Annotated in this window: 31 protein-coding genes; 1 reads left to right on the plus strand and 30 read right to left on the minus strand. The window is 34.9% G+C overall.

Features of this window, described 5'->3' with window-relative positions; translation table 11 throughout:
• The 16 genes from WFZ86_RS14970 to WFZ86_RS15045 all read right to left on the minus strand — a co-directional run bounded on the left by WFZ86_RS14970 (nucleotide 1) and on the right by WFZ86_RS15045 (nucleotide 8,735).
• Nucleotides 1-471 carry a hypothetical protein gene (locus WFZ86_RS14970; protein ID WP_342692677.1) on the minus strand — a complete coding sequence of 157 codons (471 nt, stop codon included), beginning with the start codon at nucleotides 469-471 and terminating at the stop codon, nucleotides 1-3.
• Entirely contained in the window at nucleotides 462-998 is a 537-nt protein-coding gene (locus tag WFZ86_RS14975) for a hypothetical protein (RefSeq protein ID WP_342692678.1), read from the minus strand. Before WFZ86_RS14975 ends, WFZ86_RS14970 begins: the two co-directional genes overlap by 10 nt.
• Before the next feature lie 108 nt (nucleotides 999-1,106).
• Complete coding sequence (locus tag WFZ86_RS14980) at nucleotides 1,107-1,409, minus strand: hypothetical protein (protein WP_342692679.1); 303 nt, start codon at nucleotides 1,407-1,409, stop codon at nucleotides 1,107-1,109.
• Nucleotides 1,410-1,419: 10 nt separating this feature from the next.
• Entirely contained in the window at nucleotides 1,420-2,133 is a 714-nt protein-coding gene (locus WFZ86_RS14985) for a glycoside hydrolase family 19 protein (RefSeq protein WP_342692680.1), read from the minus strand.
• The gene (locus WFZ86_RS14990) at nucleotides 2,133-2,276 is read right to left on the minus strand and encodes a hypothetical protein (RefSeq protein WP_291149680.1); all 144 of its coding nucleotides are present in this window, start codon (nucleotides 2,274-2,276) and stop codon (nucleotides 2,133-2,135) included. Before WFZ86_RS14990 ends, WFZ86_RS14985 begins: the two co-directional genes overlap by 1 nt.
• A complete protein-coding gene (locus WFZ86_RS14995) occupies nucleotides 2,276-2,986 on the minus strand; it encodes a peptidoglycan-binding domain-containing protein (RefSeq protein ID WP_342692681.1) in 711 nt (236 codons plus the stop codon). The genes WFZ86_RS14990 and WFZ86_RS14995 overlap by 1 nt, the downstream gene beginning before the upstream one ends.
• 2 nt (nucleotides 2,987-2,988) lie before the next feature.
• A complete protein-coding gene (locus WFZ86_RS15000) occupies nucleotides 2,989-3,411 on the minus strand; it encodes a hypothetical protein (protein ID WP_342692682.1) in 423 nt (140 codons plus the stop codon).
• A 2-nt stretch (nucleotides 3,412-3,413) separates the two neighbouring features.
• Nucleotides 3,414-3,911, minus strand: coding sequence for a hypothetical protein (locus tag WFZ86_RS15005; protein WP_342692683.1), 498 nt, complete (start codon nucleotides 3,909-3,911; stop codon nucleotides 3,414-3,416).
• A gap of 211 nt (nucleotides 3,912-4,122) precedes the next feature.
• Nucleotides 4,123-4,317, minus strand: coding sequence for a hypothetical protein (locus WFZ86_RS15010; protein ID WP_342692684.1), 195 nt, complete (start codon nucleotides 4,315-4,317; stop codon nucleotides 4,123-4,125).
• Nucleotides 4,314-5,123 carry a hypothetical protein gene (locus WFZ86_RS15015; RefSeq protein WP_342692685.1) on the minus strand — a complete coding sequence of 270 codons (810 nt, stop codon included), beginning with the start codon at nucleotides 5,121-5,123 and terminating at the stop codon, nucleotides 4,314-4,316. Before WFZ86_RS15015 ends, WFZ86_RS15010 begins: the two co-directional genes overlap by 4 nt.
• Nucleotide 5,124: 1 nt before the next feature.
• Nucleotides 5,125-5,424, minus strand: coding sequence for a hypothetical protein (locus WFZ86_RS15020; protein WP_342692686.1), 300 nt, complete (start codon nucleotides 5,422-5,424; stop codon nucleotides 5,125-5,127).
• Between the two features lies 1 nt (nucleotide 5,425).
• The gene (locus WFZ86_RS15025) at nucleotides 5,426-5,800 is read right to left on the minus strand and encodes a hypothetical protein (RefSeq protein WP_291149698.1); all 375 of its coding nucleotides are present in this window, start codon (nucleotides 5,798-5,800) and stop codon (nucleotides 5,426-5,428) included.
• Between the two features lie 56 nt (nucleotides 5,801-5,856).
• Nucleotides 5,857-6,420, minus strand: coding sequence for a hypothetical protein (locus tag WFZ86_RS15030; protein WP_342692687.1), 564 nt, complete (start codon nucleotides 6,418-6,420; stop codon nucleotides 5,857-5,859).
• Nucleotides 6,421-6,457: 37 nt separating this feature from the next.
• Complete coding sequence (locus WFZ86_RS15035; protein ID WP_342692688.1) at nucleotides 6,458-7,117, minus strand: hypothetical protein; 660 nt, start codon at nucleotides 7,115-7,117, stop codon at nucleotides 6,458-6,460.
• A gap of 11 nt (nucleotides 7,118-7,128) precedes the next feature.
• Nucleotides 7,129-7,863 (minus strand): hypothetical protein, encoded by a 735-nt coding sequence (locus WFZ86_RS15040; protein WP_342692689.1) that lies wholly within the window; start codon nucleotides 7,861-7,863, stop codon nucleotides 7,129-7,131.
• Nucleotides 7,864-7,874: 11 nt separating this feature from the next.
• The gene (locus tag WFZ86_RS15045) at nucleotides 7,875-8,735 is read right to left on the minus strand and encodes a transglutaminase-like domain-containing protein (RefSeq protein WP_342692690.1); all 861 of its coding nucleotides are present in this window, start codon (nucleotides 8,733-8,735) and stop codon (nucleotides 7,875-7,877) included.
• Between the two features lie 367 nt (nucleotides 8,736-9,102).
• Here WFZ86_RS15045 and WFZ86_RS15050 point away from each other — a divergent pair, with 367 nt between their 5' ends.
• The gene (locus WFZ86_RS15050) at nucleotides 9,103-9,561 is read left to right on the plus strand and encodes a hypothetical protein (protein ID WP_342692691.1); all 459 of its coding nucleotides are present in this window, start codon (nucleotides 9,103-9,105) and stop codon (nucleotides 9,559-9,561) included.
• Here the strand turns inward: WFZ86_RS15050 and WFZ86_RS15055 are convergent, their stop codons facing one another.
• The 14 genes from WFZ86_RS15055 to WFZ86_RS15120 all read right to left on the minus strand — a co-directional run bounded on the left by WFZ86_RS15055 (nucleotide 9,562) and on the right by WFZ86_RS15120 (nucleotide 22,948).
• Nucleotides 9,562-9,786, minus strand: a complete 225-nt coding sequence (locus WFZ86_RS15055; protein WP_342692692.1) for a hypothetical protein — start codon at nucleotides 9,784-9,786, stop codon at nucleotides 9,562-9,564.
• Between the two features lie 223 nt (nucleotides 9,787-10,009).
• Nucleotides 10,010-10,351: a hypothetical protein gene (locus WFZ86_RS15060; RefSeq protein WP_342692693.1), complete on the minus strand. Its 342-nt coding sequence runs from the start codon at nucleotides 10,349-10,351 to the stop codon at nucleotides 10,010-10,012.
• A 14-nt stretch (nucleotides 10,352-10,365) separates the two neighbouring features.
• Nucleotides 10,366-10,977: an ATP-binding protein gene (locus tag WFZ86_RS15065; protein WP_342692694.1), complete on the minus strand. Its 612-nt coding sequence runs from the start codon at nucleotides 10,975-10,977 to the stop codon at nucleotides 10,366-10,368.
• An 11-nt stretch (nucleotides 10,978-10,988) separates the two neighbouring features.
• Nucleotides 10,989-11,768, minus strand: a complete 780-nt coding sequence (locus WFZ86_RS15070; RefSeq protein ID WP_342692695.1) for a transcriptional regulator — start codon at nucleotides 11,766-11,768, stop codon at nucleotides 10,989-10,991.
• Between the two features lie 14 nt (nucleotides 11,769-11,782).
• Nucleotides 11,783-12,070 (minus strand): helix-turn-helix domain-containing protein, encoded by a 288-nt coding sequence (locus WFZ86_RS15075; protein ID WP_342692696.1) that lies wholly within the window; start codon nucleotides 12,068-12,070, stop codon nucleotides 11,783-11,785.
• Between the two features lie 89 nt (nucleotides 12,071-12,159).
• Nucleotides 12,160-13,008 (minus strand): RteC domain-containing protein, encoded by an 849-nt coding sequence (locus tag WFZ86_RS15080; RefSeq protein ID WP_342692697.1) that lies wholly within the window; start codon nucleotides 13,006-13,008, stop codon nucleotides 12,160-12,162.
• Nucleotides 13,009-13,214: 206 nt separating this feature from the next.
• A complete protein-coding gene (locus WFZ86_RS15085) occupies nucleotides 13,215-13,652 on the minus strand; it encodes a PaaI family thioesterase (RefSeq protein ID WP_342692698.1) in 438 nt (145 codons plus the stop codon).
• Between the two features lie 130 nt (nucleotides 13,653-13,782).
• Entirely contained in the window at nucleotides 13,783-14,241 is a 459-nt protein-coding gene (locus tag WFZ86_RS15090; RefSeq protein ID WP_342692699.1) for a methyltransferase family protein, read from the minus strand.
• Between the two features lie 71 nt (nucleotides 14,242-14,312).
• On the minus strand, nucleotides 14,313-15,227 hold the full coding sequence (locus WFZ86_RS15095) for an NAD(P)/FAD-dependent oxidoreductase (protein ID WP_342692700.1): 915 nt from the start codon (nucleotides 15,225-15,227) through the stop codon (nucleotides 14,313-14,315).
• A gap of 116 nt (nucleotides 15,228-15,343) precedes the next feature.
• Nucleotides 15,344-16,315 carry an alpha/beta fold hydrolase gene (locus tag WFZ86_RS15100; RefSeq protein WP_342692701.1) on the minus strand — a complete coding sequence of 324 codons (972 nt, stop codon included), beginning with the start codon at nucleotides 16,313-16,315 and terminating at the stop codon, nucleotides 15,344-15,346.
• 21 nt (nucleotides 16,316-16,336) lie between these two features.
• On the minus strand, nucleotides 16,337-17,140 hold the full coding sequence (locus WFZ86_RS15105; protein WP_342692702.1) for an SDR family oxidoreductase: 804 nt from the start codon (nucleotides 17,138-17,140) through the stop codon (nucleotides 16,337-16,339).
• Nucleotides 17,141-17,447: 307 nt separating this feature from the next.
• Nucleotides 17,448-20,498 (minus strand): efflux RND transporter permease subunit, encoded by a 3,051-nt coding sequence (locus WFZ86_RS15110; protein ID WP_342692703.1) that lies wholly within the window; start codon nucleotides 20,496-20,498, stop codon nucleotides 17,448-17,450.
• 9 nt (nucleotides 20,499-20,507) lie between these two features.
• Nucleotides 20,508-21,599, minus strand: coding sequence for an efflux RND transporter periplasmic adaptor subunit (locus WFZ86_RS15115; protein WP_342692704.1), 1,092 nt, complete (start codon nucleotides 21,597-21,599; stop codon nucleotides 20,508-20,510).
• Between the two features lie 11 nt (nucleotides 21,600-21,610).
• Entirely contained in the window at nucleotides 21,611-22,948 is a 1,338-nt protein-coding gene (locus WFZ86_RS15120) for a TolC family protein (protein ID WP_342692705.1), read from the minus strand.
• Nucleotides 22,949-22,966 lie beyond the last annotated feature (18 nt).

Below are 22,966 nucleotides of genomic sequence, written 5' to 3' on the forward strand. Positions count from 1 at the left end.
TTACTTTATTATTGAATACTCTTTACCTAAAACTCCCAAAATTGTTTCGGTCTGGATATCATTTACGCTTCTTATCTGTGAGAGATTTTGCCAATTAGAAATATTCTCCAGTATTGGAATTTCTACAATTAGATCCTTCAGTACATGTTTTCCTTTGGCAGGAATTGATAAAAAGGATTTATTGACTGTGATTGTGGCAATTCGCTTGGCTGTTTTATCTTTGAGAATAATTCGTTTAATAGTTGCAATAACTCCATCAGGACTGAAATTGTCACCTGTAGGATTGTAGATTGTAACATCCAAATTAAAACGCACTCGTTTGAAATTAATATCGAAGTTTCTAATTCCAGTTGGTAATGCTTTTAGTTTTTTCATTGTTTCTTTCCACTTATTGAGTTTACTGCTGTACCATAATGCTCCAATGCCTAATAATGCCCCTGTGATTACAATATGTTTTGCTCTTATGCCCATACGCTTGTTTTTCTTCTGATTATGTCTATTATTTTATACACAATGTAGAGCAAAGCCAAAATCCCTAATCCCATTAAAAACTTTTCCAGTTTAGAAAGTGGTTTTTCTACTACCATGGGAATCTTTTTTACCTGGATAATCGTTTTTACTTTTTCATTTTTAACCGCTGTATTTTCATTCTGAGTTTGGGCGATTTGGGCGTAAAACTCCAACTGTTTTTTAAGCTTGTCATAAATGAGTTTATAACCATTGTCACCCGAATTCTTGGAAGTGTTTAGTTTGGATAGTATTTCATCTACCTTGGCATTTACAAGACTATCAAAAACAGAATTTCCAGTTTGACTTTGTACAATCGGAGTAATTAATTTATCATCGATTGCTTGATTGATAACCGTATTTTTAATACTGTCCCGTTTCTGAATCTCGCTCTTAAGTAAAGTGTTTTCTTCTTTGAGTTTTTTAGTAGAAGAACAGCTTGTTAGCAGAATACAAAAAATGAGAATGAGTAATTGGATTGATTTTTTCATGGTTTAGGTTTGTTAAGATGAATTTTGATAATGAAAAGAAGTAGTTTGCTAGTCTCTATTGCCTGAAACAAATCAATTTCATAATACAAACTGGCGGCAAAAATGATTCTATTCAGAATTTGTCTTTTCATTATTCTTGTTATTCAAACAGCTGGCACATCTTTCCTGGTATTCTTGCAATTGTTCTTTAAGGTTTTTAATTTCAATAGTGTTTTCATCAATAATCCTCTGCATTTCTTCAAACTTCTTATCCGTTACAATTGACATTTTGGTGTAAATCGAATCGATAGCTTCAAGAGCTGATGCTTCATTTTTTTTCAGCTCAGAATTCCTTGACCTCCAAGCAATGTATATTGAAATCAGGGTCGTTGAACCCAAGAAATAGTTTAGTATGGTTTCTATTGGTAACATATTTTATCCTTTATTTAGTTTTAGAACCAAAATCGAGCACCCTAGTAAAAGGGTTGTAGTAGCTATAAACAGGTTTACTCTTCGATTTGACCGGTCTCGGACTCGCTTTTTTTTTTAATATCCCAAGTGTGTCAATACCTGTGTAATAATTAAGCTGTTTGACACGCTCAGAAAAATTGGTAAGACCACCGTTAATTTTCTTGGTAATTGATGTGACATTATTGGTGTCTGCAATTGGATTAAGCTTGAATCTCACACTCCAAAACCAACCTGCAATATCAATTGCAATGTCAGGACGTGATGCTAAATCAGGGTTTGCAATAACATCAACTCCTGAATAATCCTTGTAAGCCTGATAGTTTACTCTACCTGTTAATTGAATTAATCCACGTCCTCTAAAACGCCAACCGTCACCAACTTGTGTATTACCCAAATTGGCTTTCCCCCATTTACCACCATACACTATATTGGCAATGGCTTCCTGATTCGCTTTACGTTTAGCGGTTCTACCATAAAGATTGGCTTGAGCAATCGAAATCTGATTTGTCCCAAAAGTTTCAATTAGTCCAGCAGGTGTGTAATTCAAATTTTCAGATAGCTTTATAAATCCGCCCGTTTCCTCGTGAAGCTGCGCTAAAAAATGCGCAACACGCTTTGGAGTATTAATTGCATACTTTTTAAAAGCCTTCAAAAAAGGCGTACTATTTGATAATAAAAATTCCATTACAATTGTACCTTTTTGGGTTCGACATTTGGTTTTTCGTTTGATTTGGATTCTATTTTAGGTTTAGATTCATCACTCATTGAAGCGATAATGATTGCGCCCAATACGCCTAAACCAATCCATACTCCTGTACTTGTATTCATTATCTCCAGTCTTTAAGTCTGATTTGTTTTATTCCTTTTTGAGTGAAAAGAGCATTCTCTGTATTTCTTCCAAAATCACCGTCCACCTTAATTTTTAATAAAGTTTGTAGTGTTCTTACTTCCTTGCCTTTACTACCTTTTTTAAGAAGCATAGATTTATCTATTCCTGATATCTCTGTTACCGCTTGGATAGTTGGTAAAATCTTACCAACAGGTTTTATGACACTATGATCTGCAATCCAGTAGATATCATTTAAAAAAGTACCGTCTCTTTGAGCTACATAGCGATATGTTCCATCAGGTCTTTTGCCAACCCAAATGATTTTACCGATTTTATCGCCTTTTTTAAAAGTAGCTTTTCGAATTCCCTCACTAGTGTAATTCCCGTCTGCCATTTTTCGTGCATCATAAGTTTTTGTTCCATTAAATCCTGAAGCCATCACTTCCTGACCTATGTTATATCTAAATGCATCAGCACTTCTGACTGGAGGTTCTGAAATCGTTTTCATAGGAACAATCGGAGCGGTTGCCAATGTTGGGGTTCTTATAGGCTTCGGAGTTGCTACTGGTAAAGTTTCATTGCTCAAATCCGCTTCAACTTCTTGACTGATTTCATTATCATTCTTGTTTTTTTGAACGAAATAATAAATGCCACCACCTATAGCAAGTGCGATTCCGCCACCAATCCATATTTTATCTTCTGTGGTCATTTTTATAAGTATTTTGGATAATTTGATTTCAATAATTTATAATCACTGTCACTTAATTCCTCTTTAAGCCAAACCTTCAAAGGATGCTTTACAGGACTTTGCCATAAGGCGAAATAGGTGTTACCTGTAAGAGTATTATAATATCTACTTCCAAAGGCTTTAATAACCCATGAAAACTGTGCTTGACTTACCCCTGTGAGTGTTGTAAAAATGGTTTTGCGCTTCTCAGTATTGGTGAAATTGGCTTCTTTCATAGCATCGTAAAGCACGGTGGCTATTTCTTTTGCATTGAAGCTATTTTCTACAGTTCCTTGATTCAAATAAGCATTTCCATTTTTATCTTTATTTGCTTGAGCTATGGCAAAAAGCAATATTCCCAATCCCGCTACACTAACCGAGATAGGCAGTAATTTTGAACTGTCCATGATTAAAAAAAGTTGGGAATTAAAAAGCGTAATTCCATTAGTTCATTTTGACTGAACTGGTCTCCAAACCATTCTATCAGAGTCATTTTCTTGGATAAGGGATTGATTCCTTTTCTAAGTCCGAAAGCATTATGAATTCTCACAAATCCGTTCGGATTTACACCCATAAGGTTTTGCTTTACCGATTTAAAACCATTTCCAACACCATACATAGCGCTGTAAATTGCTTCGGCTTTGTTCTTTGCCATTCCTGTTGAAATATTACTTGGTCTGTCTCTTTTGTTCTCTTTTAGTGGTGAAAAACCGTTAAAAATCTTCTTATAAGCAAAGTAACCCACACCTAAAAAAAGTCCCATTTTCAAAACACCTTTTACTATCGAGACCGTGGCATTTACTCCTGCACTAGTATTCTCAAGAGTACTAGCAATTGCTTTTTGTCCTTGTGGGGATGAAGCCACTGCTGTAAGTACTGCGGGATTATGTAAACCTTGTCTTTTCATAGTCATTTCTTGGCTGTAGTATTGCTCCCAATTTCATTTTTACTCTGAGAATTTTATTTTTAGCATTCTAAAGAGTTGTCCCAGTAGTTGGTTCATTTTACTCTTCTCGTTTCATTTTTACTCTCTTAACTTGGAGCAATGCCTACACCTGTACTTTATCATTGTTTCACCCACCCGTAAACGGAGCATACAGGCAGGTTACTCCAACTTTCTACATTATGAACTCTTTGATTGTTTGCCAGCTCTGCGGGTCGGTAACCATTGCAATGGCTTTTTTGGATTTCTTCAGCTCCACCAATTTTTCCAAAACTTCATTATCTAAATCTGCTAATTCCTGAATCAGCTTAGTTTTCTTCTGTAATTTGAAAGGGTTGGTTTCCTTTGTTTTTATACTTATTGTATTCATACTAACATTTGATGTTTTTGTAAAAGCTCGAATAATTCCTGAGAAAAGAAGTTGTTTTCGGTCTTTTCGTTGATTTTCTGATAAATGACTGAAAGCAGCGTAATAGTATCATCGTCAAGGGTTCGGGCAATATCCAAGAAAGCTTTTTTTGTGTCGGTATAGTTTTCATCTTCCAAATCTTCAGGTGAAGCCATTGCTAAACCACCATTTTCAACAGGGATATTAAACCCTAATCCTTTTAAAATGATTGGGGCTTGTTTGACTACTCCTAAAAGCATGTTATTCAGGCTATCGTTACTTTCCTTTGTGTACTTTCTTTGCAGTTTTTCCTCTGTAAGTTCTTCGTTTTTAGCTTTAAGTTCCCGATTGTATTTTTCAGATTCTTCTAATTTTTTAGCTAGTTCATCCCGATCACGAGCTTGTAATTTCAAGTCGAAGATGTCAGCAATTCCCAAACCCATCAGACCAGCACTTTTTTTCTTTTTCTTCTTCTTTTTAAAAACTTGATTTGGTTCGTCTTCTACGTCTCTTGACTTAGATTTAACTTCCCCAAAAGTCACATCAAAAGGGTCGCCTTCAATTTTAAAGGCATTTACACCATTTTTACGCTTTTCCTGAATGGTGAGTTTAGTAAACCCATCACTATAGAGTTTCTCAAAGAATTCTTCACTTGTACCATAATCGTTTTTTATCTGTTCATGGGTAATATTGCGAAAAATTGGCTTTGAAGTAGTCCTGTCGTAAACCGTTACAGCGCAAAATTTATCGCTTGCCAGTTTATCCATCAAATCATCTAATTGCTCCATTTTAAATTAGTTTTTTGTAGATAAGTAAAATCCTGTTTCGTTCTTCCACAGTAATGATTCTCTTTACCAATATTGGGTCGAAAGTTGATTCGCTTGTCACATAATTGACCTCTAACTTTACCTTTGAAAAAGTGCCATCGGGTGGAATTAATATTTGCTTCTGTGTTGGGTAAATAGTAACACCGTTGATAATTGCAATTGTAGTTCCTGTGTTTACAACCGAAAGGCAGGTAACTCCCTCTAAAACGGGAATTTGTTCTTCTTTGAACTCTCTTGTTATAAAAGCAGATTCTACAAACATGCTATACTTTATTAATGTTATTGTTATATAAAAACACTACATGAAATTTTAATGGAACATTGCTTTTTAATGGTTCGTCCAAAGCGAAAATGAGTGAATAATCTTTGTTCCCAGTGTCGAAATTCAAAGGTTTAAAACTCTTTTCGTATTCGCCACCATTTGATTGTCTCCAATTATCAATATGAACCGAAGGAATGATAGCAATACTGTTATCATCTTTCATTTCAATGGATGTCATTGCACTGATACTTTTTTCAACTCCATTAGTGTACACTGCTACACCTGTAGTAAAACCAATTGGAAGTTTAAAATTCTCAGAAGTATTACTTTCTCCTGGCTTTATGATTGCCTTTACAACATGTTGAATTTGTCGCATACTTTTTAAAATTTAAAAAGCCGCAGCCGTTATGACTTCGGCTTTTATTTGTTCTCTTATTTTTTAGCCTCAGTTACTCTAAATTCCAATCGTAAAAACATGTGGATTCCTTCTTTTATCGGAACGGTAACACCTTTAGGAAACTCCAATTCCAATTTAAATTCCTCTTTAGCTCTCAAAAGAGGGGTGGTTGCAATGGGACGATAATCTTCAGTCTTGAAGTTTTGAACATCGGTAAGCGGCAAATCAATGAGCATATCATTGGTTTGAATCAGTCTTAAATCTGCATTTTGCAATTCTGCAGGAAGTGTATCTCTACTTTGCCAATCCGCATTTTCAATTTTATCTCCTTTTGTGGTAAACTGCACACGAATAGCATCAATAACCACATCACGCCCTGAGTTAAGTAGGTTTCCATCAAAGTTGGTAACCCCAACAATTTTCTTGGTATTGGCATCAACGAGTTCATTAATACCACTCATTCCGTCAACTTTTACATTAAGGTAGAATGTCTTATCGACCAATTTGGTAGCTTGTGGTCTTGCAACTTGAGTGTTTTGACGTTGTCTTGCTCCTAAAACTTTAATTGCTCTTTGCAATTGTGGATTTCTATTTTCCATTTTTCTTTATAAATTAAATTTTACTTCTTATTGTGGGTTACAGGATATAGTTTCCGTTTTCATCGATATAGGCACCTAAGCCATCATCTTCATAAGCACCTAATCCGTCATCCTCATAACCGCTTAAGCCATCTTCAACATAGTTTCCATTTACATCAATGTAACCTCCTAAACCATCTTCATGATAGTTTCCTGCATCATCAAAATACCCGTTCAAGCCTTCTTCTTCGTAAGCGCCTAAGCCATCACCACCGTCATAAGCATTTAAACCATTTTCTACATAGTTACCGTTGATATCGATGTAACCGCCTAAACCATCTTCATGATAGTTACCGTAAGCATCGATATACCCACTTAGACCATTAACTGCTCCCGAAAGACCTGCGGTTTTTTGCATAAATCTTCCGATGGTTGTTTCAGGATTTAGCTTGGCCGCTATTTTCTCAGATAAAAAAATATTCTTCACTAATTCCAGACCGTGGGCTATGGAAACTCCGATTGCCGAACCTCTTAAAAGTGAACTTTTGGTATCACTTCCATTTACTTTTACCGCTAAAAATCCTGCACCAATAGCAACCGCTCCATTAACAACACCTTTTACCGTGTTAGAGGATGTCTCGGTCATAGTGCCTGTAAGACCTCTTGATAGAGCACCTACAACAACGGCAGAACTGATTGTTATTAATTCTTGTTTCATTTCTATGTTTATTAATTACTTTTTGAACTTGTTGCTAAAAGAATGGCTCCTACAGCTCCAACACCGATAACAATTGGAATCGTGTAATTAGGCTTGTCAACCGTTGAAGCTCCACTTTCGAGTTGTGCTGTTTCTTTTTGAGCTTGGGCTTCTTCCTTTAAATTTTGCACAGGAATATCCTTAACTTTGGAAATAGTTTCAAGCTGTGCATCATTTGGAAGTGCCTCACCAGTTTCTGTTGTGCCAGTAGTTAAGGATTCCGCCGGAACTCCTTTTACCTCTGCAATGGTTTCCAATTGAGCAGGCGTAGGAGTCGCATTTGGCATTACTTCTACTGGCTCGGCAGTTTCAAATGACTGTGAGTCACTAATAGATTGCGGTTGATTACTAATTCTGGAAATTGCATTATTAACCGCAGGTTTTACAATATTCTTTAGTGCAAACTGTCCAACTTTTGTACCTGCAATTTTTTTGACTTTCATTGCAATTTTTCCAATCTTACCCGCTTTGGCTGCAATTTTAGCCAGTTTTCCAGCTTTGGCTATTTTTGAGGCTATCCCAATGGGTGCAGTAGCAGGGAAAAAACTCATAGCAGTTGTGGCAATCGGAACTACCGCTTTACCAACTTTCACAGCATTTTTAATACTAACATTTTTTAGTCGGACATTCTTTTTGAGCATTTTTCCTATTTTCAGCCCTCGGTTTAATCCAGCGTTTAATCCCGCTTGTTCTTCTAATATTATCATAATCAAATTATTTAAAATGGAAATCTTCTACGGGATTGAATTGTATTTTTCACTACACCTTTAAGTCCTCTTTTACTGCCATAAACACTATTACTTTTGACATAGATATTATATGCACCGCCTTCACTTGTTGATTTATGGGCAATTGCATCATTACCTAATGATTTTAGCATATTCTTTGCTTGTTCAGCACTTCTAGCAAAATCGTATAACTCATATGCTCTTTTGCAAGGTTTCTTGGTTACATACCAACCTTTCTTTCTAGGAGCAGGACAATTCAATCCTATGTGTGGTAATTTCTGATCCATAAAAACATCTTTTTTATCCGTATAATTTGGTTCTTTGTTGCTCTGTATTGTTCCGTCAATAATTGCATAACCATTAACCAATTTTCCGCTTACTTGGTCAAAAGGCACAATCACATAAACATGTGTGTACTGCTTTGGGTTGAACTTGGGCTGTTTGATTTGCCTGATGTAATGCTTGATTCCCAAATTCATCAATACAGAACTGGCGAAAATAGAATAGCTTTTACAATCGATTCCCTCACGGCGGTTAAACCAACTATTGGCAGGACTTCTTAAATTCTGTGTTACCCCATCAGCTTGATACTGGATATCGTAATACAAGAAATAATGAATTTTATCACTTGTCTCTTGAATCGTTTTTCCTTTCAGTATTTGTGATAATTTAGCAACCTGTTTGTAAAAAGTTTCTACCCACACTTTCATCATTGAGACAGAATAAAAAGTATCTCCCTTTTTGAGTTTTACTTTTTGTCCTTTAGGTTCTTCAATTAGATGATTAAACTCATCACCGTTTTTTATCCTTCGCTTTAGAATTAAGTTGATTTCATCTTTGGTCATCTTCATTTACTAACTTTCATAAGCAAATGTTTGAAATAAAAAAACCTCGCCTTGAAGTAAGGTGAGGTATGGTAAGGTATTGTACAGATTTCTTAGGTATCGTAAAGTATTGTTAGGTATCATTGCAATTCTATTGCAATACTGTTCACACTAGCAAAATTGATTAACCAATTAAAAGTTAAAAAAAATGAATAAATAATTTCAATGAAATTTATATATTTGTATCAGGTATTTTTGGTATGCCAGCTCGTTCGTGCAAAGATTTTATCAACCAATAACTAGATAATATAAACCTTCAGGGCTTATTATCCGACAATAGTATACGAACGCAAAACCTCAGGATAATAATCTTTGAAATTAAAGGATTTATATTATGAACACTATTGACTATTTCAAACTTCAAGCAAAAAATCTACACAAAGATTTTAAAACAAAAACAACTCTTGTTGACAAAACGAGCAGTGCATTTCTTTATGAATACTCACCAAAGTACTTTGATATAGAAATGGTTATTGCAGATTTTGACATTAATGAGAACAATTTTAGTCTTATGAATGCCCAGCATGTAATTGCAAAAATTGCAAACTTTGATAAATGGGCTTCGCTACTAAAAGCATCAAAATCTGAATTGGAGCTTGCAAAATTAATGTATGACTATCAAAACAGAGTTGATAATGTTGGGTGGTATTTTTACATTGAAAATGCACAATCAATGAATGAAGTTGAGCTCGATACAGAAATTCAAGTAGACATTTTTAAACAGGTTGTTATTGAAGAAAACATTTTTGAAGATACTGAAATAGAAAGCTATTTGCTAAAGCACAAATATTAATTAATCATCTTCAAAATAATACCCTTTTGGCAATCCGTAAGTTTCTACAAACTCCATAAACTCCAAATGAGGTATTATTTTGGTATCTTTAGAAATGTTCTTCTCTTTTAGGATTTCATTTATTTGGCTTCTAATTTTGGCTTCACTGAACTGATTGCAATACATTGCAATCAGTTCAGCTTTAGTTGCCGAATGCGGAAGCGGTTTTTTATTTTTTTTACTCATTTGTAGCCTTGTTTCTGTTAGGTATTCTTTCTCAAATCATTTATACGGAATAAGATTCTAAAAACCTTATCTTCCAAATACTTTAGGATTCGATTTTTACCTCTGAAGATAAAATCTAAAAATTGCAATGGTGAGGTTATAATGATTGCAAAGCATATTATTAATGCTAGTGCATTTAGGTAAACTATTTTAAAGCGGTTTTTTACTTTCATAATTTTTGATTTTAAATATTGACAAGCTTTTCGTGAATTATATCAGAGATAGTTTGCATTACAATTCCCTGCTCTTGGGTTCGCTCTTTTCTTTCCCATTGGCAACAATAGATTAGAATAACTGATTGTGTTGGAGTTAAGCTAATATTTGAATTTACTTTTTGGGCTTCAATTTTTGTTCTAAAAATGTAGAACATACTTTGTAGGGTGTCAATGACAATTATATCATTGCAATACTTTTCATAATCTTTGCAATGATGAATATTATCAACCTTATTTCTGATGAACTTCAGCAATTCATATTGTATTATCTCAATGTCTATTTTCTTAATTTTTTTTAAAATTATTTTCATATTGGTATTTTTAGTTAGCGTTTGTCTGCCGTGTTTTTATCAAATGCAATGAGGTTCAGCATCCCTCTTAATCTCGACCTGATTCTATTTCCGTAAGCTGTTTCTATTTCTGAAGCTGAGAGATTAGTTGTCAAATGCGTTTGTACTTTTCTTACAATAAATAGATCATATCTCGAAAGAATGATTTCAGCCATTACGTTACACTCATTGCCATAGTATTTTAAGTTTTGCTCAACTCCTAAATCATCAAAGCAATAATTCTTATACTCAGTTTGAGAATAACTTCCTCGACTGTAGCGGTGTATAATTTCATATCCTTCTTTGATAAATTCAAAACTTATATCCCTACATGTCTTCAGATAAAATCTATTATTCTGTTTGGCAACATATTTCATCAAAGTCATTAAAGTTGTCTTTCCACAGCCTACAGGACCCGATAATAGAATCCCTTTAGTCAAATCAATGCCATACTCATTAGTTTTTGTCTCATCTTTCAAAAAATAGGCTACAAGCTTTGTGATATTAGGCGTATCCTGTTGTTTAAAATGAAACTTGTCTCCATAGTCTTGTTTCCCTTTTTGTTCCAACCAAGCTAGAATTTCCGGGTAGTTGTATTGTAAATTCATAGTTGATTCTCTTACAATGGTTCTGCATAGTCTTTATCTTCCTGCGTGTGTAAATTATTAGCTCTTGATTGTACTTTACTCTGAGGTAAATTGATTGAAAATTTTGAAGTTGTAAGCATCCAATTCCTTGCTGCCGCATTCCAATCTTTCATTTTGGTTTTGCCACCAATTAACCAGCCATTGCTTGTATAATAATTAAAAAATCGTTCAGCTTCAATCTCAGGATAATCCTGATACTTGAAATATTCCTTCACCAATTCTAAACTTGGACTTTCTTTTTTTTTTGCGGAACTTTTTTTTTCTTTCTCGTCAGCTTCTAAATATTCTTCATCGATTGAATCCTCAAAATTGCTTTCAATAGATATGTTTTTATTGTTTTTAAATGTTTGTTTATTATTATATATATGGGGTTCAATAACATGTTCAGTAGCCTGACCATTAACTTGTTCAATTATTGGTTTTGTATTGCCAATTATTGAACTACTTCTTCGCTTATTCCCATCAGAAAGATTATACATTATTACTTCTGTACCATGGTACGGATTATAGGATGGTAAATATTCTATGAATCCTAGCAATTGCAATTCTTTAATACACTTATGATAGGTTGCTTTTGAGGCAATCCTACTGGCTTTCATCATTTCATCCCTAGAAATTGTAATGGGATTTTTAAACCGATTTACATTCCAACTTTGAAACAATGCCAAATACAAACTGATGTGAGTTGGGTAAATGATTTCTTCATTGCCGATGCAATAAAAAAAACCTGTCAGATGTTTAATGTAATTCATTCAATTGTATTACATTATTTGAAAAGAGTTGAACTCCTCTTTTGAGTATTACCATTCAAGACTTTTTCAATGTCCGAATAGTTGTAATACATTATACCTCCAATTTTGGTATAAGAAAGTGTCCCATTAATTCGGAGATTTTGCAAAGTTCCTGGGGAAATATTAAGCAATTTTCGGACTTCGTTAGATTTGAGCCATTGCTTTATTTGTTGAGATTGAGGTTGAATGATTTGTTTTAAATCATTTAATAAAAGACTTCTGAATTCATTTAAGTCTTCACGGGTAATTACTTCTATTGCCATAACATATGATTTAGATTGTTATAGCACAAAATTGTCCAGTTTGAGGGTTTTTATTTCACAACGGGGATTATGCTGTGAACGATTTTTAACTAAACTATGTCATCTGCATTGTCCATTCTTTTTAAAAGAGTTTCATTTAAGGAGTTAATAAATTTTGTCCTATCACTCTTCCTTGCTCTAATTTCAAGGAAAGTACGGCGATATTGTCCTAAATCTATTTCAAAAACTTGCTCAAAATATTCGGCAATATTTTTTAAATCAACAGCACCATTATTGAAAACACCTTCAGAGTGGAGAGCATATAATAATTCAGTTAAGGCAACTTTTGAGCCTGTCCACATCAATTTGATGTTTGGTTTACGTTGTGATTTCTCACCATTATCTTTATTTTCAATCATAACCAACTGGCTCTCTAAATATAATTGAATCAAGTCATTAGCCAAAATTCTTGCAACTTTAAAATCGTGTGAAGTTGAAAATGTAGTATCCGCTTCGAAATAATAGCTATCTAATGCCAACTTTATATCGAATTTACCTCTTTGGAAGTACTTATAATCCAAGTAAGTACTTCCTGAACGGTAATATTGGTAGAATTCTAATTCATTATCAAAGAATGATTTTAATTTCAGAAGTTCGTTGTGATAGTATTTTTTTAATATTCTATTTCCTCCATTTGGCCTTTTCATTTCAATCTTATAAATCATGTTATAATATATAAGTTTAGAGGTAAATTGAGGTTTCGTTTCTTTGAAAAAAAGCACCTCTTCCAAATCAGATTTAAACGAGTTTTTAGATATGATTTTCTTAACCACATCTATTGATTTTAAAATAATGTCAATCGCACTTTCACATTTCTCTATTTGGTTATCTATTTCTAAATCTATGAAACTGAGTTGTTCGTTAAGTTTTGTTAAGTGAATTAGTGCTTTATTATTCAAAATGAGGATTAAAATAAAATGGTTAGTGTTAATGGAAATTGAGAAACACAATTATTTAACAGTTATATATAACTGAAATACAGTAAAAAGCACCACAATTAGAGTCAATATCAAAATCCAATTTTCCTTTATTATTCTGATTATTCTATACATTGACATTTAATTTTAAATTGTCATCATCATTAATCAATTACTCATAAATCTGTTTACAGATTGATTTTCAAATCACTTATTACAAGGTTTGAAGTAGCGGAAGCAATAATTCCTTTAGAACTAAGCATATTTGCTTTTACATTGATTACCGATTTCCCTTTTTTAATAATATTTGTTTTTACTATGACAGTATCTCCTTCTTTCACTGAACTAAAAAATTCAACATTTAGATTAATTGTAGGGAAGAAATTTTCTGTGCCCAAAATCATAAAATTTACACCGATACAATCATCAAACATCCCACAAATAACTCCGCCGTGAAGTGTCCCGGCCGGATTAGTCATTTCTTTTCTTACCTCAAATTGAAATTCAACTGAATTTTCATCAACAGAAATTACCGTCCCATTTAGCCATTTGGCGAATGGGGACGGGCTTCCTGAAAATGGTTTTCCAATGAAATCTTTAAGTAATTGAAGTCTTTTATTTTCCATTTTATTTTCTATTTAATTTCCCAAAAAGTCTAAAACTCCGTAGTCATTAATGCTTCTTTTGCTTTTTCAATTAATTTATTATGGATGTGCTGTTGTGTACTTTGTTTTCTTTTAGGGTCAGGCATTTTTCTTAAATTAGCCACCTTGGGGTTTTCTTTTTATATTCTAAGTATGGCTCGCCAAACCATTCTTCCATCCATTTCTCTTCTCGAAGTACAAATTGCGTGTGAAGTATTAAAAAAATGATTGGGATTACAATGAGAGGAGAAAATGTTCCTAAAAGTATTGAAGTGCCAATAAGTATAGTGATATACCCCAGGTACATCGGATTTCTTGTAAACTTGAATGGTCCTTTTGTTACAATTAGGGATGCCCGGTTACCTGGGCGAGGATCTGTGCCAAATTTTCGAAAGAACATGCCACTTCCAATAGCAAGAGAAAATCCAAGAACAATTATTATAATTCCTATGTATCTCCAAGGAAAAACTAACCAATGTCCGATTGGAACAAATGAACTGAGTAGTATCATCGCAGTTAATCCTACAAGTAAATGAATTGGAGGAGGTATGCGCGGTATTGAAGTTTTCATACTGAATTGATTTAAAAATTGCTTGCTGCTGACGGTTAACGCCAGCCGCAGATTATATGCAGCTATTATTGTTATTTTGAAAAATCTTCTTCTGTCATTGCATTATTTAAGAATACTCCTGTATTATTCCCTGTCGATACAGCATATGATACAGCACGAACAGGATTGGTACTGTCTCCACAAGCGAATATATTTTCTACAGTTGTCTGCTGAAATCCATCTACTTTGATAAGTCCCTGTTCTGTCAGTTCACAACCCAGTAATTCGGGGATTTTACAGTGTTGTTCAAAAGGAGGTCTTGAATAGATCGCTTTCAATTCAAAACTTGAATTGTCTGAAAAAATTATTTCTTCAACAACACCGTTTTTGTGTTTCAATGAGGTGATTTCCTTTTCAACTATTGAAATATTGTGCCTTTTGATTTCATCGGTTTGCTCTTGTGTCAATTCCGATTTTCCATTAGTAAATATGGTTAAATCTTTTGTCCAATTGTGAATGAGTCGAGCCAAATGAAATGCACCATCCCCATTTGCTAAAATCCCTGTTTTTTGATTCTTTACTTCATATCCGTGGCAATAGGGACAATGAATTACGGTAATTCCCCAACATTCAGAAAACCCTTCAATTTTTAGCATTCTGTCCTTTAAGCCTGTTGCAAAAACGAGTTTTTTTGCTAAAAATACTTTTCCTGATTGCGTTGAAATCTCAAAGCCTTTATCGGTTTTCGATCCACTAACGGCAAGGTCAGTTACGAATTTTACTGTGTCGTATTTCAACACTTGTTTTTTTGCTTTTTCCGCAATAACCCTTGGTTTTTCGCCGTCTTGCGTGATGAAGTTATGTGAATGAGGTGTTTGCCGGTTACAAGGCAAACCGCTGTCAATGATTAGAACACTTCTTAATGCCCGTCCCAAAGCCATTGCTGCCGAAAGTCCTGCATAGCTTCCGCCAACTATGATTGCGTCAAAATTTTTGTTATCTGTCATTTCGTTAAAATTTGAAAATGTTATTAATGGAAAAGGTAAAGCTAAAACTGATAAAGCAAGTCCCCCTTGTTTTATCAGTTCTCGTCTTGATATTTTTTTCACTTCAGTCATTTGTCTTATAGATGTGTGCCGTTTCTTAAAGTAGTAAGGCTCCATGCCGCGATCCGTTCCGCGATCGCCTCGGGTGCCTCGATGTGAAGGAAGTGGCCAGTGTCTGGGACGACCTCCATCGTATGCTGGGCGGCAAAACGATGTCGGTCGTCAACCTGTGCAGGGAGGATGCAGCCGTCGTTGGTACCGTAAAGCTGCAACAAGGGCACTTTGATTGGCTTAGACATGCGTCGCGTCGCCCCAAGCATGCCGGGTCGCAACATCGCACGGTAGTACTTTAGAGGCGCAGGCATGCTCGCCCGCAGGTGCTCATGTAGTTCCGCCTTGAGAGCAGGATCGAGCGAGAAGCCGGGCGACCATTGACGCCAAAGGTTGTCAATGAGGGAAAGATCGCGAGCGGTGGCTACCCAGCCGCTTCCAGGAAATTGAAAAAGCCCCATGTACCAGCTCCGGCGTAACTGAGGTAGGTGCGTTAGTCGGCTCATGAACGTGAGTGGGTGAGGGATTGCGAGCGCGACTGCGCGTACAATCTTCTCCGGTGCTGTGACACAGACATCGTATGTGATCAGGGCGCCCCAGTCGTGGCCAATCAACTCAACAGGCCGTCCAGGAGACCAACGGTCGATTAGCGCGAGCACGTCGCTGGTGAGGGATACAAAGTCGAACGGCCCAGCGATCGGGGACGGCGAGTAACCGCGAAGCCAAGGTGCGACGACGTAACGTCCGCGACGGCTGAGCTCGGCTAGGAATAGCCTCGCGGTCGGCGGATGGTCTGGGAAGCCGTGCAAGAAGATAGTTGGTTGACCATTGGGATCACCACCTTGCAGAGCATGAAAGGTGCCGTGAGGCAGGTCGAAGGTGACGTGTTCGAACTCCATGTGTGTCATCTCTTCTCCAAGAGTCGTTGTACGAGAGACGGTGTCTTTGTTTTTTGACATGGACTCACCTTGTTCTGATTCGTTACGAATTTTCTCCATTGTATTCATATTTAAGATGATTTATTTTGCTGTTTTTACACTTTTATATATTGCTCCTTCAAACTGTGTATAGGCGTAATTATTAAGGAATAATACCATTCCCGCCATTTTCCCTACAATGTTTCGGAACTTTGGTTTTTTAGCATTAATCACTTTAATAATTTTGTTCACTATTATAGAAGGCTCATCTCCATTTGCCAAACCATTTTTGATATACTTATTCACTTGCTCTTTATAGTTCTTGTATTCTGTTATATTCCCATCAACAGCAGTCATATTTGTGCCAATATTTGTTTTTGCCCACATAGGCTGTACCATACTAACCTTGATATTAAATTGACTTACCTCAAAACGCAATGATTTGAAGAATCCTTCTAAAGCATGTTTGGATGCAGCATATATTGGGTGCATAGGCAAAGATAAAAGCCCCATCATTGAGCTAACTGTAATAATCTGGCCAAACTTTTGTTTTCTGAAATAAGGCAATATAGCTTTTGTTACATTTACTGTTCCCCAAAAGTTAGTTTCAAATTGAAGTCTCCCTTCTTCTGTTGATGTTTCCTCTGCTAATCCAATGAGCATATAACCCGCATTATTAACCAAAACATCTAATTGATCTACGGTTTCAAAAAGTTGCTTTGTAAATTCTTTAATTGAATTCTCATTAGAAATATCCAAAGCCAATACTTTAAAGGGAACAGTGGCTTGCAGTTTATCTGCATTTCTACTGGTACCAATTACATTATGACCTTGTTGATGTAAATTCTCTGCTAGCAGCAAGCCAAAGCCTGATGATGCTCCTGTTATTAAAATTGTTTTTTTCATTTTTTAACTTATTTTTTAAAATTAGAACTAATTTTTTTTAAACCTCTTTTCTTCAGTATTTGGCAAAACCAATCTTTTTCATCATACCCTGAAAAATTGTAGACGTAAACAAAGTCCTCAATGTCTAGCTTGTGTTCTTTAAAAAAGTTATATAATAGCTGAACAACATTTTTAAAGTGTAATTTCTCAGACTCTATCAGAACTAGAGTTTCCATCCAATATATTTTATCTATTTTGGATTTTATTATCTCTTTTAATTTAGTGACAATTGAATCGTCTTTAATATTGTAATAGATAACATTCATTTTTATATCTCATCTAGTTTTGGCGGAATCAATTTGTACATTACCGGTGTTACAATTCTTGCCAAAACTGTTGAACTTATCAACCCACCAATTAATACAATTGCCAATGGAGATATTTGAGGATTGGAATTCAACGCTAAAGGTATCAAACCACAGATTGCGGTAACTGATGTTAAAACTACCGGAAGAAAACGAGTTTCTCCTGCAATAGCAATCGCTTCGTCAATGGACTTTCCTTCTTGTCTTAATTGATTTGTAAAATCGACCAGAAGAAGGGAGTTTTTGACTTGAATTCCCGACAACCCAATGAAACCGATAATAGAAACCAATGACATTGGGTTTCCTGATGCTATTAAAAATAATACACCTCCTAAAATACCTAGCGGAATGATGGACATAACAATAATGATTCCTTTAAATGTTTTAAATTGAAGCAATAAAACAGCAATAAATAAGAACGTACTCAATATAATTACTGAAAGAAAGTTGCCACCCAAAGCATCACCTTCCGATTCTTTTTCCCCGGATAGTTTGTAATAATAACCTTTTGGCATTTCAAGTTTATTCAATTTTGGTATAATATCTACCAGCAGGTCATTTGCTAAATAACCGTCTTTAGTCATCGCACTGACTTTTGAAAAAGGCGATTTGTTAAAGTGATTAATTGCAGTTGGTGCTGTTTCAAAAGATACTGTTGCAATTTGATTCAATGCAATTGGTGTCCCCTGAACATTATTTACATATAAACTTTTCAATGCATCAAGATTAGAAAACTTATCTCTTGGTAAAGTAATGGTCACGTTTCTTGCATCTCCACGGTCATCTATATAATCTCCAACTGTTAAACCGGCAACAGCAAGTCGAATTACTTTATCGACCTCACTGGTCAGTACACCCAATGTTCTCGCTTTTTCTTTATTAATCTTTACTTTGACATCGGTTTTATAGGTATTCAACTCGTTGTTGATATAAACTGTTCCTTCCTGATTTCTCAAGATAGTTTCTACTTGAGAAGATAACTTACGTAAAACCGCTTGATCTTCGCCGAATAATCGCACTACGATATTGGCTTCCAATGGTGGCCCTTGTTCAAAATCTTTCACCTCCACTTTACCATAAGGCATCGTTTTAAATTTTTCACGCAATTCTTGTATAAGACTAGTTTTATCTGAAGGTTTTGCTTCATCTTCCAATTGCACGAAAATTTGGGCAAAATCAGATTTTCTGTCCTGTGGATGCACGTTGTAGTAAATCTGAGGGTTTCCGTGTCCAACATTTGAAGTGAAATACACAATTTCTTTGTGGTTTTTCAATTCTTTTTCCACAAGTTTTGTTACCCTGTCACTTTCCGAAATATTAGCTTGAAGTGGCATTTTTATGTTGATTAAAAACATAGGTTTTTCCGAAGTTGGAAATAACTTAAATCCAGCTACAGAGAATAGCCCAAAAGCAATAACACTTAAAAATAGAGAAATGGCAATCGTCGTTTTTGGAAATTTCAATGCCTTTGGCATAATATCTCTGTAAGCTCTGGTAAGAAACTTTTGCAAATATTGAAGAAAGATGTTTCCTTCACCGTGTTCGTGTGTTTTTAAAAATCGACTTCCCAAAAACGGAACCAATGTCAAAGCCACAATCATAGAAGCCAATACACTCGTTATAACCGCCATAGGCAAACTTCGTAGAAACTCACCAGCCATATCTGGAAGAAAAGCCAGTGGTATAAAGGCTATAACCAAAGTGGCAGTAGTACCTACAACAGCAATACCAATTTGCTTTGTACCTTTTAAAACGGCATCCATTTTAGAATGTCCTTCACGGAGCCAACGTTCAATATTTTCTACGACCACAATACTGTCGTCGACCAGTAACCCTAAAGCGACTACCAACCCTACAATACTCAACTGGTTTAAAGAATACCCTAAAGCATTCATTGCAATTAACCCTAAAGCCAAAGATAAAGGGATGGATAACATTACGATTAGAGACGCTCTCCCTCCTAACGGTACCAATGTGATAACAACCAAAAGAATAGCCAAACCAAAATCAAAACCTAAATGCCCCAAACGTCTTGATACCATATCGGCTTGGTCAAAGTTTTTTATTAGTTTAATGTTAGCAGGCAAGTCTTTAGAAAATGCATCTATTAGTGGCAAATATTCTTTTTGAACATCGCTAATGTTTACATTGTCTTTCATTCCAGCAGTAACCAAAACACATCGGTGTCCGTTAATTCTGGTGATATGATTTACAACTTCAGATTTATAGTTTACTTCGGCTACATCTTTCATATAGATGATTTTTCCGTTGGCATTGTAAACCACCGTATTGGCAACATCATCTGCATTTTTGAATTTACCACTTGTTTTTACGTTGAATACTTTGGTGCCCATATCAATACTTCCACCAGGAATATCGGCAGCTTCACTTTGTAAACTTCCCATTACTACATTTAATGGAATTTTTAATTGTGCTAATTTTTCCAAATTCAAATCCACCCGGATTTCCTGTTCTGGAATTCCTGAGTATTTCACTTCTTTAAGATTGGTTATTTTTTCAATTTTTGCCTTTAGTTTATCTGCTTCATCACGCAATTTTTTGTCGGATGCATTTTCAGAAACCAAGGCTACCTGAAGAATTTTTACATCCGAAGACGAATTTTTTTCAGTTTTTATCTGATAAATATCTTTCGGAAGTTCGCTACTCTTGAGTGCATTCATTTCAGTAGATATTTCCTGATATTTATTATCAATATCCACACCGTATTTAAATTTCACCTGAAAAGCAGCTACACCATCTTCTACAGTGGTTAGTATTTTTTCGATGTTCTCCAGTCCATAAATTTTATTTTCAATAGGTTTTACGACTTGTTCTTCCATATCTTTTGGACTCGTACCTGGATAAATAACCGTAATTAAATATTGCGGTGGATGTGTGGAAGGGTCTTCTGCTCTCGGCATCGTAAATAAGGTAAGAACCCCTACAACTGCAACAAGAAGAAAGATAATCAGTGTGAACTGATAATTTTTGACGGCAAAGTTTGTTATCTTCATGGTGTAAGATTATTTAATGATTTTAATCGTTGATTGTTCATTTAAATAGGCACTATTGGAAGTTACTATCTGGTCTGTTTTTTGAAGGCCGTCTTTTACTAACACCTTCTTATTGTCGAATTTATTAATCGTAATGGGCTGGCGTCTTACTTTATTATTTTCTATGATAAATACAAAAGCTTTATTACCGTCGGCTTCAATAAGTGAATTATAAGGAATCACGATAAAATCTTCGGCTTTATCTGCTTTAATTTCTGCCTTTCCAAACATTCCAACTGCTGGTTTGCTGTTTTTCATATTCAGTTTTAGTTCTACCTGAAATGAACCCAATGCAGCATCTGCCGCTTGTGACTTTCTAAAAACAGACGCATCAAAGCTTTCGTCAGGATAACCATCAAGAGTAACAGTCGCTTTTTGACCTATTTTTACAGCTGCCCATTCTTGGTCTGTCAGGCCAACTCTTAGCAAATAATTGCTATTTTGACGGGTTTCATTTATTGCCAAAATTGGAGATCCTGCACCCACAACTTCACCTTCATTAGCAATTTTTGAAGTAACAAATCCATCGGCTGTGGCATAAATTTTTGCATAACGAGCATTAAAAGCAACGGCATCTTTTTGTTTTTTGGCAATGTCAAGACCTGTTTTTGTGTTTTGAAGCTGTTCTAAAGTATATACACTGTCTTTATAAAGATTTAAAGCTCGAGTATAATCACGCTCGTATTTTTTAACATTCAAATCGGATTGATTCAAGCCTGAACCGATTTCAGTTTCGTCTAAAGTGGCCAAAAGTTGTCCTTTTTTGAAAAACTGTCCTTCTTCCACAAAAATATGGTTAACAACTCCACCAATTTTGAACGAGTAATTGGCTTGGTTTTCTGTTGTTACCAATCCTGATGCACTTATATTGCTGGTAAGCGCCAGAGATTCGGCAGTTGCGGTTTTAATGGAAATAACATCTGCAGCTTCGAAAGGAGTGTGTACTTTTTTTTCTTCTTTGCAAGCGAAGAAAAGAGGTAATACGAATAGGGAAATAATTATTGATTTCTTACTCATAAGTGTAAAATTGTTTTTTTGGTATTCGTGAATCTTTGATTTCATGATCTTAATTTTTAATTGTTTAAAGTAAAAGTTGCATTTGCTCTTTCTAATTCTGCAAAAGCAATCCACGAATTATAAAGTGCTATATTAGTATTGAGTTGGGCATTTACCCATTGATTTTGTGCGTCAAGAAGTTCAATATAGATGGCTTGACCTTCTTTATACAATTTGGTTATATCGTCATTATATTTTTTGGCAGACTCTTTTTGATTTTTATTAGCATTGAATTGTTCCAAAGCTGATTTCAAATTATTTTGCGTAACTTGAAACTGAAGCAACAACTGCTGTTTAACATTGTCAATTTGAGAATTTATTTTTTTAGTATCTTCTTCTACCTGTTTGAGTTTGAATTTATTTTTGTTACCTGAAAAAATATTCCATTCCAAAGCAACACCTGCGAAATAATAGCGAGAGTCCTTATTTATTTCAAAATCAAAATCCTGAAAACCAAAATCAGTAAAAGCACTTAATTTTGGAAACCAATACGATTGTGTTAGCTTGTTTACATTACCATTAAGCTCTTTAACTATGCTCAATTTTGAAAGTTCTTCCCGGTTTTGGGTATTCTCATTGACCATAGCATTAGGTAGCAACTCGTTTTCAGAATCAACTTCTATTTCAGAATCAAGTTTTTGATTTAGTAAGAAATTGAAATAAGCTTTTGCATTATTACTTGTTTGCTTTGCGATTTCAAGATTTGCTTCTATACGGATTACCTCGTTATCACTACGCAAAACTGCTGTACGGTTTATTTTGTCATTTTTAAATAGGGATTGGTTCACTCTCTGATTTTCTTTAACCAGTTTTAAAGCATCCTCATAAATTTTAATTCCCTCAATTGATTGGAGGTATTTGTAGTAGGCGATTTTTATTTCCTTAACTAACTCTCTTTTGTAAATTTCGAGTTCTATTTTTTGCAAGGAACTTTGTTGTGTTTTAATTCTCTTGTTATAAATGATTTCAAAATTCAGTAATGGCATTGTAGTGTGAATTTTTGCATCGTAAAAATTATCAGGATTTATGAGAACTGATTGATTTTGTAAAGTCGGAAAAGCATTTGAATTAGTCATTTGATTTAATGTGCTGTACACTGGATTTAGCATATCTCCAATAGGAATATCTATTGTTCTTCCTCCGTCAGCCTTTGTGTAGTTGGTATTTAGGGAAACGCTGGGGTAGAATAGTGAATGTGCTTCTTTTAAGGCATACAGACTTTTGTTAATGTCAAAGTTATGTTGCTTGATGATCTCATTATTTTTTAATCCGGTTTCAATGTAACCGTCTAATTTACTCTGGGAATATCCATAATACCCAAGTAAAATTGCCATTAGAATTAGTGTTTTTTTCATTTTAATACATTGTTTGTT

The sequence above is a fragment of the Flavobacterium polysaccharolyticum genome, assembly GCF_038739875.1.
GTDB classification, from domain to species: domain Bacteria; phylum Bacteroidota; class Bacteroidia; order Flavobacteriales; family Flavobacteriaceae; genus Flavobacterium; species Flavobacterium polysaccharolyticum.